The organism is Streptomyces sp. NPDC005181, from assembly GCF_040608395.1.
In the GTDB taxonomy this organism is placed as follows: Bacteria; Actinomycetota; Actinomycetes; order Streptomycetales; family Streptomycetaceae; genus Streptomyces.
Map to the genome: position 1 here is coordinate 1 of NZ_JBEXID010000166.1, position 7721 is coordinate 7721.

The window sequence follows — 7721 nt, forward strand, 5'->3', positions numbered from 1 at the left end:
CCGCCGAAGCCCACCGCCGCTGGAACAACATCACCGCCGCCACAACCGCCTGACCAGCAACGATGCCCTACCGATCAAGAACTACAGCTGCCGTGACTGAGCACTCCGCCGGACCGGAACCGATACCAGTACCAGCGGTCCGGTGCGAGATCGTCGACCACCACGTGCACGGTGTGGGCGGCTTCGGGCAGAGCCGACACAGACCCGCTCCGGATCACCTTCCTGAACGACTCGTCGCGTGCCACCTCCCACTGCACCTCGACGGGTTCCACCGGCATGCCACCGGTTTCGGCGTTCAGTGGGTCCGGCACCAGGCGGGTCCACAGCACGACACTTTCGTGGTCGGGGTCACCGGAGGCGACACCGAGGGTGAAGGGCGCCGTGTCGAGTTCAGCGGCCTGGGCGGCGAGCGCCTCGCTCAGCTGAGCGATAGTCAGGACGGTGACCGCGCCACCGGCCAAGGTGAGGAATCTGCGCCGATCAAGAGTTCCCATAGAGTTGGTCATGTGGCGTGAGACTGCAACACGAAGATCGCCGATCGGTTGTCCGTGAGGCGAACAGCGACTGTCTGCATTCGGTCGATCTCGGTAGCCTTCGATTTCGTCGACGACGGCCACCCTCCGACCTGCAAGGCCAGTCTGCGTATCGCCCGCCGCCTCACCACCTGACCCGCAGCGGGCCTCGTACTCGCCCAGCAGCAGACGAGCGATGGCAGTTGAGGGACAGTGCGCAGGCAGTAGCCCTGGGGAAGCTGCCTGAAAATGATCTGTCCCCGGTGCGGTGTGGATGACAGTTCAGCCCGTGGAAGAAGTGACGGTCCCGCTGAAGGAGTTGCTGTTCCCGTCGATCGTCAACGTGGCCGTGCTGTCGGCCGACGTGGACGATGAGACGGTACGCATCGAGGCCCGGAGCACGGTGGCTGGGGCGATCTGTCCTGGCTGTGGGAGCTGGTCACGGCGAGTTCACAGCTCCTACCTGCGGTTTCCCGTTGATGTGCCCAGTGGGGGCAGACGTGTCGTCCTCTGTTTACACGTCCGCCGGTTCCTCTGCCCGGTACCAGGTGGGCGACTCCCTCCAGGACCTTGACGGCGTCGTCCGGATCCATCTGCTCGTCCTCACTGCCCTCGATGAACCACAGGACATCGACCAGGGCCTCGGCCAAGGCGCGGGTCAGAGACGAGTACACGGGCATCAAGGCGGACTCCCAGCAGGTCACGGCAACAGAGTCCGGCCATCCCACCACACACCACTGACATCACACTCAGTCAGCCCTCCACGGAAAGTGATCCAGAACCCGAGAACGGGCAGCACCCCCACCCGCCGCCCCCTTGGGCCCGGTGGTCCGTCGTCGTTCGCGGGCGGGCCCGTCGTAGTTCCGCCACCCGTGCGGGCGCAGGCAGTGCTGGCGTGCCCGTCGTCTCGTGGCCTGTCACCCACCGGACATGCCGAGGGCCCCAGGCAGGGGTCCTTCAACGCGTCCAGGGCCCGCCTCCCCTCCGGGAAGCGGGCCCTCGTTACGCCTGGGTCCGGTGGCGTCAGCTGCAGGTCCGGTAGTCGTAACCGGCCTTCCGCCAAGAGCCGTCACCGTCGACGAACTCGTAGTTGCCGTCCGGAAGACGCCTCACGTCGAAGTAGCCATACAAGCCGTCGTATGACAGATACAGGGTCTGGCCGGGCCCTTCACCACCACCTACCTCATGAAGCCAGGTTTGCGCCCAGCCGAAGGTCCCCCTGCCGACCGACCCGTCGACTTCCAGACCGGCCCCGTAGTAGTTGTTCTCGCGTTGCTGCCAGGCCCTGGTCGCGTTGTAGGTTCCGTCGCCGAAGACCCCGTCGACTTTCGACTTGGAGTCGAGCTCGCCATCAGCCCAAAGGATCATCTGCCACAGGCACGTGGCGTTGGACGACGCGTGGGTGTTCCTCTGCAGGATGCCCTCGTCTCCCCAGTCGCCGTCGAACTCGCCAGTCCCGTATACGTAGGCGCGACCGCTGTAGGTTCCGGCCGCCGCGGCCGGGGTGGCGCTCACGACGAGGACGGCGGCGGTCAGCGCCCCCACCGTGCACGCGCCCAGCTTGATGCGCTTGGTGTGCCAACTCATGACGACTCCCGGATTCAGGCCCCCCCTTGGAGCCAGTTCGCGCCATTAGACAGCCCCCGAGGCCGAATCAATACGATAAATTCACGCCATAGTTACGTCATGTTCACGCCAAGGTCACCGGTTATGGCGTGTCGGGGTTGGATCAGGCGACGCGAGTGCCGTTCCCGCCGCGCTCGTATTCGGCACTTCGGCGAGCAGTGGAGCGCATCCGTTCGCCGGTCGAATCCTGGGAACCACCAGCCCTCGCAGACCCGACAGTGCTGCCGTAACTCGTGAACAATCCGACCCGGCCACGGTACCCAGGTGCCTCCTGAATCCGTGTCGAAGTGCTGTCGCCCCTCATGGACAGAGCCATGACAATCCATCACTGACACCGGGGTGCGGCTGCTCCCCGGCCGCCGGATCCGCGAAGAGGCGGGCGCGTTCCCTGACCTGCTGGCTCCACGCCGCCCTCGCCGCCAGCCGCCGCGCCGTACTTGGCCACGTCAGCGGATCCGTTGTACGCCCCTCCTCCGGCTGCTCGGACTCGCGCTCGGACTCAGGGGCAGAGGCGGGGTCGGCAATCGACTCGGCCCCGGCGCTGCAGACTCGAGTTCGGCTTCCGTGCCGGGCAGCTGGAACTGCTCAGACATCGCCGCCTGCTGGTAGGCGGTGACAGCTGCAGCCGTCACCGCAGGGACAGCCCGTTCACCGCCGCGCGAGGGGCGTACCCGGTCGGCGTCTGCATCGGCGGGCTGCTCCTGGTCGTGCTCGCCGTGGCGTAGCGCGCGGCCAGAAGCTCCGACATCGCTGCGCTCGCACGAAAGGCCGGCGGCGGTCCGTGCCGCGCGCATGGCATCTCGCAGAGCGCGGCGCTACCACCGGGGCGTCGCGGCGAGGCGCGGACACGCGCGATGCGGGTCCAGGTGGTCATCGTCGTGGCAATCAGGTGGGCGGCCGTGTCCCGGGCGTGGTGCTCTCATCACGCGGCCGCCCTTACGGCCTGGTCGACTCTGCGCGGGCGAGTTGCTGCTTCGGCCCGTGCCGTGCGCTGATGCCGGCCGCGGCCAGTACTGCCATCGCGGCGGCGGCCGTTGTGGCGGCAGCGAAGCCGCCGGGCGCACCGGATGCGTCAACTGCCCAGCCGGAGACTGCCGCTGCACCGGCCGCGCCCGCCGCACTGGCGGAGTTCAGCCAGGCGAACGCCTGGGTCAGGACGGCCCGGTGGACAGCAGATTCGGCCAGCACCGAGAAGAGGACCAAGATGGGAGGGACTACCGCGCCGGTCAACACAATCACGAGCCCGAGCCCGAGCGGTGAGCCAGCCGCGAACAGCAGCGGACTGCCAAGAGCCAGCCCGGCCGTGGCCGCCGCCAGTTGCACCCGCGGCTCCGCGCGCCACCGGCGCAGCCCGTACAGCCAGCCGGCCAGCAGGCCGCTGCAACTCGACACAGCGAACAGCGGAGCGGCTGCGTCGGGCGCGCCGTGTTCCACCGCGAACGCTGTCACCGATACCTGCATGGCGCCGAAGTACACGCCGATAGCGAGGTTATGGCCGACCAGCACCGCAAATCGGGCCCGCAGCAGTGAGCCGCGTGCTCGAGTGCGTTCGGCGAAGGCGGACACCGGTGGCGGTGCGGTGCGGTGCGGTGCGGTGCGGTGCTGCGCGGCGAAGGCCAGTCCGCCAGCCACTACCAGCACGGCGGCCAGTACCGTGCCGAGCGCCGGATGCCCGCCCGCTCCGATAGTGCTGACCAGGGCTGGGCCGGCCAGGTAGCCCAGCGCGTTACTGAGCGACTCCAGCGCGAACGCGGTGGGCAGCCCCGCGGCCCGGTCGCCGCGCAGCAGCGCCGACCAGCGGGCCGCGGACAGTGCGCTGAGCTGCGGGATGGTCGCGCCGACCAGCACCCCGCCCGCTGTCATCAGCCAGCTCGGGCTGCCGCCCGCGACCAGCGTCAGCAGCGCGGCTACCGACGCGGCGTGGGCGAGTAGCGCGGGTGGCAGCACCCGGGTCTGGCCTAAGCGATCGATCAGCTGGGCAAGTTGCGGCCCGGCCAGAGCCTCGGCGACGGCGAAGCCTCCGGTCACCAGACCGGCCTCGGCATAGGAGTCGGTCTGTCCGTGCACCAGCCAGACGATGCCGAGGCTGGTCATCGCGATGCCGACGCGGCCGACGGCGGCGGTCAGAAAGAAGGCTGCGGCGCCAGGAGTACGCAGCAGGGTGCGGTAGGTCGCCGACGGCACGGCGCGTCCCTTTCGCTGCCCGGCGGGGCGGACCACACGGGGTCGTCGGTGTCCGGAATTCACCGACCCGTGGTCGTCACCTGGAACCGTCCAGTGCTGGCGTGAAGCGGGGACACGCACCCCACGCCGACTCCGTCACCGGGCAGAAGTCTCACGAATGGTTTCGACCGGTCTCAGCCGCTCGAATGCGGTGACTGTAGGCGCCCCGAGCTGGCCTTGTCCAGACGAAGCGGCACATGTCTCTCGTACTGGCTATGCCCACGGGCGGGTGGCGGCGAGGAGGACACGCTTACGGAGGAGTGGGAGTTCGGCCCGGCCGAACATCTGGACGTCAGCGCTTCATCAGACCTGCTCCGCTGGGACGCGCATCAGGCGACTGCCCGGCGCCGAAGATATGAGACTTGACTCTCACAATGTGTGAGAGGAGACTCTCACGTCATGGATTCCGGTAACCGTCTGGGCGATATCGAGATCACTGATCCGCAGGCGATGCGGGCGTTGGCGCATCCGGTGCGGCTGGCGATCCTCGAACGCCTACAGCGGCACGGGCCGGCGACGGCGACGCAACTCGCGCCCGATGTGGGAGCAACCCCGTCAGTGACCAGCTGGCATCTGCGGCATCTGGCGGGCTTCGGCCTGGTCCGCGATGCCGAGCCCGGCCCGGACCGTCGCCAGCGGCGGTGGGAGGCGGTGGCGCGCGGCTTCCGGTTCGAGGTGCCGGAGGACCCGGACGGCGAGGAGGGCAGGTCGGCCGCGCGGGTCCTGTCCCGGGAGATGTTCCTGCGCTCCGGAGACCTGCCGAACCGGTGGGCTGCCGAGGTCGAGCCCAAGCTCGAACCGGCGTGGCAGCGGCTTGCGGGTCTGGCCAACACCCGCGTCGTCGTCTCCGCCGACGAACTCGCCGCCATCGAGGACGCGATCGAACGCATCCTCGCGCCCTACGTGATGCGTGACGAGGCCGCGCGTCCGGCCGACGGTCGCGGCGTCCGGCTGCTGCGTTACGCCCTGCCCGAGGGCGCCGAGGATCAGACCGGCGGGACGTCATGAGCGCTGCAGACCAGTCCATACCCATATCGCTGTGGCGTGATCAGCGGTTCCGTCGTTTCTGGGCCGGCCAGTCGGTCTCGCAGTTCGGCGACCGGATCACCGAACTGGCCCTGCCACTGATCGCGGTGGGGGCGCTGCACGCTTCGGCCAATCAGGTGGCGTGGCTGACCGCGCTCATCTGGACCCCGAACCTGCTCGCGATCGTCCTCGGTGCCTGGGTCGACCACCGCGTCCACAAGCGGCGCCTGATGGTTCTCGCCGACCTGATGCGCGCCGCAGTACTGCTCTCCCTCCCGGCTGCCTATCTACTGGGGGTGGTGACGCCGAGTCAGTTGTATGTCGTGGCGTTGCTGACCGGCGCCGCAGGGGTGCTGTTCAACACCGCCTATCCGCCGTTCTTCGCCCACCTGGTGCCCCGGTCGTCCTACGTCGACGCGAACAGCAAGCTCAGTGCCAGCCGGTCGGCGTCATACGTCGCCGGCCCGGCGATCGGTGGTGTTCTGGTCCAGGCGTTGACCGCTCCCGTCGCCGTCGTCGTCGACGCTCTGACGTTCCTGGCGTCTGCGGTTCTGGTCGGTCGGGTTTCGATCGACGAACCGCCAGCCGCCCATGACCAAGCGGCACCCCCGCTGCTGCGGCGTGCCAGGGAGGGACTGGTGTTCGTCATCCGTCACCCGGTGCTGCGGGCGAGCCTCGGGTGCGCGGCAACCGTCAACTTCTTCACCTTTGTCGCGGGCAGCGGACTGATCGTGCTGTTCGCCAGCCGGAACCTCGGACTGACCGCGGGCGTCATCGGCATGGCGTTCGGGATCGGCGCCACCGGCTCGCTCCTTGGCGCGGTGATCGCCCCGAAGGTCTCGCGAAGGCTCGGCGTGGGCCGCAGCATCGTCGTGGGCGCTGTGTTGTTCCCGGCACCGATCGCCATCGCCGCTGCTGCGGGCGGCCCCCTCTGGGCTCGCGCCGGAGTCTTGGCCCTGGCCGAGTTCCTCTCCGGCGTCGGCGCCATGCTGTTCGACGTCAACCTCAACTCCCTTCAGGCGGCCGTGATCCCCGATGGCATGCGGAGTCGAGTGGCCGGCGCGTACAGCACGATCAATTACGGCTTACGCCCTGTGGGCGCCGTCCTCGGCGGCCTCCTCGCTACCCTCATCGGCCTCCGGGTGACCCTCCTCATCGCCGCCGTCGGCGGAGCGCTGTCGCTGCTGTGGCTGCTGCCCTCGCCGATACCACGCATCCACTCCCTGGCTCCCGGCAATCCGATAGCTCCAGACAGCGACACGGACTCGGACGCGCGACCATTGCCTTGCTGACCCGCCGCGGAACCGTCCGGGTCCGAGCGGAGACTTCCCGGAGCCGACGGCCGGCACATACATGCCGGGCCGCGGTCGCTCAGTGCGGATAGTGCTTGGGCGCCCCGTGGCATTGACCTTGTGGATCGGATCCGTGATCCGCCGCGAGGGTGGGGCCAAAATACTCGTTCAGATCATGTCCCGAAGATCGCTGTCTGGGGCCAGAGAACTCGTTCCCGTGGGGCCAACAGTGCCTGCGCGTTTCGGTCCGTGGAAGACCGTGTACGAGCGACACAGAGGCTGGTCGGCGGACGGGACGTGCGACAGGATCTTTGCGGCCGTCCTGGCCGACGCCGACGCGGAAGGCCGGATCGACTGGTCGATGGTGAGCGTCAATTCGACCTCCTGCCAGGCCCACCAGCACGCCGCCGGGGCCCGCAGGGTAAAAGGCGCACGCCCCGGCAGCACCGCCCCGACGAGGGACTCGGGCGCTCCCGGGGCGGCCTGACCTGCGAGATCCATCTCGCCGATGAGGGCGGACGCCGCCCGCTGGCCCTGCTGATCACTCCAGGCCAGTGGAGCGATGCCCCGCAGCTCATCCCGGTCATGGAACGCATCCGCGTCGGTCGGCCGGGCGGCGGACACCCGCGCACCCGGCCCGGCCACCTCGGCGGCGATAAGGCGTACTCGTCCCCCCGCAACCGTCGCTACCTGCGACGACGCCAGATCAAGCACACCATCCCAGAACCGAAGAACCAGCGGACCAACCTGCAAGCCCGCGGCAGCAAGGGCGGCCGACCCGTCGGCTTCGACGAGACGATCTACAAGCGCAGGAACGAAGTGGAGCGGACAATCAACGCCCTGAAGAACTTCCGGGCAGTGGCCACGAGGTTCGACAAACGCGCCTACATCGTCCACGGCACCGTCGCCTCGATCCGACTCTGGCTCCGCTCATGATCCGCCGACTGGCTAGTCCCATCCTCCGCACATGACCGGTTCGGATGAACTGATGATGTGGCCGGTACCTCGGCGGGATGTGGCTCGTTGGGTTCGACGTGCCGAT

7 protein-coding genes and 1 pseudogene are annotated in these 7721 nt (G+C 68.6%); 5 read left to right on the plus strand and 3 right to left on the minus strand.

The window, feature by feature from the left end; genetic code table 11:
• Positions 1 to 74 precede the first annotated feature (74 nt).
• Positions 75 to 494 (minus strand): PhoD-like phosphatase N-terminal domain-containing protein, encoded by a 420-nt coding sequence (locus ABZV38_RS38685; protein ID WP_356333446.1) that lies wholly within the window; start codon positions 492 to 494, stop codon positions 75 to 77.
• A gap of 292 nt (positions 495 to 786) precedes the next feature.
• On the opposite strand from ABZV38_RS38685, the gene ABZV38_RS38690 reads away from it, so the two are divergent.
• Both ABZV38_RS38690 and ABZV38_RS38695 read left to right on the plus strand, forming a co-directional pair.
• Positions 787 to 1086 (plus strand): transposase family protein, encoded by a 300-nt coding sequence (locus ABZV38_RS38690; RefSeq protein WP_356333448.1) that lies wholly within the window; start codon positions 787 to 789, stop codon positions 1084 to 1086.
• A 41-nt stretch (positions 1087 to 1127) separates the two neighbouring features.
• Entirely contained in the window at positions 1128 to 1253 is a 126-nt protein-coding gene (locus ABZV38_RS38695; RefSeq protein WP_356333450.1) for a hypothetical protein, read from the plus strand.
• Positions 1254 to 1535: 282 nt separating this feature from the next.
• Here ABZV38_RS38695 and ABZV38_RS38700 read toward each other — a convergent pair whose 3' ends face one another.
• Both ABZV38_RS38700 and ABZV38_RS38705 read right to left on the minus strand, forming a co-directional pair.
• The gene (locus ABZV38_RS38700; protein ID WP_356333452.1) at positions 1536 to 2099 is read right to left on the minus strand and encodes a peptidoglycan-binding domain-containing protein; all 564 of its coding nucleotides are present in this window, start codon (positions 2097 to 2099) and stop codon (positions 1536 to 1538) included.
• 975 nt (positions 2100 to 3074) lie between these two features.
• A complete protein-coding gene (locus ABZV38_RS38705) occupies positions 3075 to 4322 on the minus strand; it encodes an MFS transporter (RefSeq protein ID WP_356333454.1) in 1248 nt (415 codons plus the stop codon).
• 438 nt (positions 4323 to 4760) lie between these two features.
• On the opposite strand from ABZV38_RS38705, the gene ABZV38_RS38710 reads away from it, so the two are divergent.
• The 3 genes and pseudogenes from ABZV38_RS38710 to ABZV38_RS38720 all read left to right on the plus strand — a co-directional run.
• A complete protein-coding gene (locus ABZV38_RS38710; RefSeq protein WP_356333456.1) occupies positions 4761 to 5369 on the plus strand; it encodes a helix-turn-helix domain-containing protein in 609 nt (202 codons plus the stop codon).
• Positions 5366 to 6679: an MFS transporter gene (locus ABZV38_RS38715; RefSeq protein ID WP_356333458.1), complete on the plus strand. Its 1314-nt coding sequence runs from the start codon at positions 5366 to 5368 to the stop codon at positions 6677 to 6679. Before ABZV38_RS38710 ends, ABZV38_RS38715 begins: the two co-directional genes overlap by 4 nt.
• Positions 6680 to 6908: 229 nt before the next feature.
• Positions 6909 to 7615: pseudogene (locus tag ABZV38_RS38720) on the plus strand (IS5 family transposase); the annotation flags it as partial.
• Positions 7616 to 7721 lie beyond the last annotated feature (106 nt).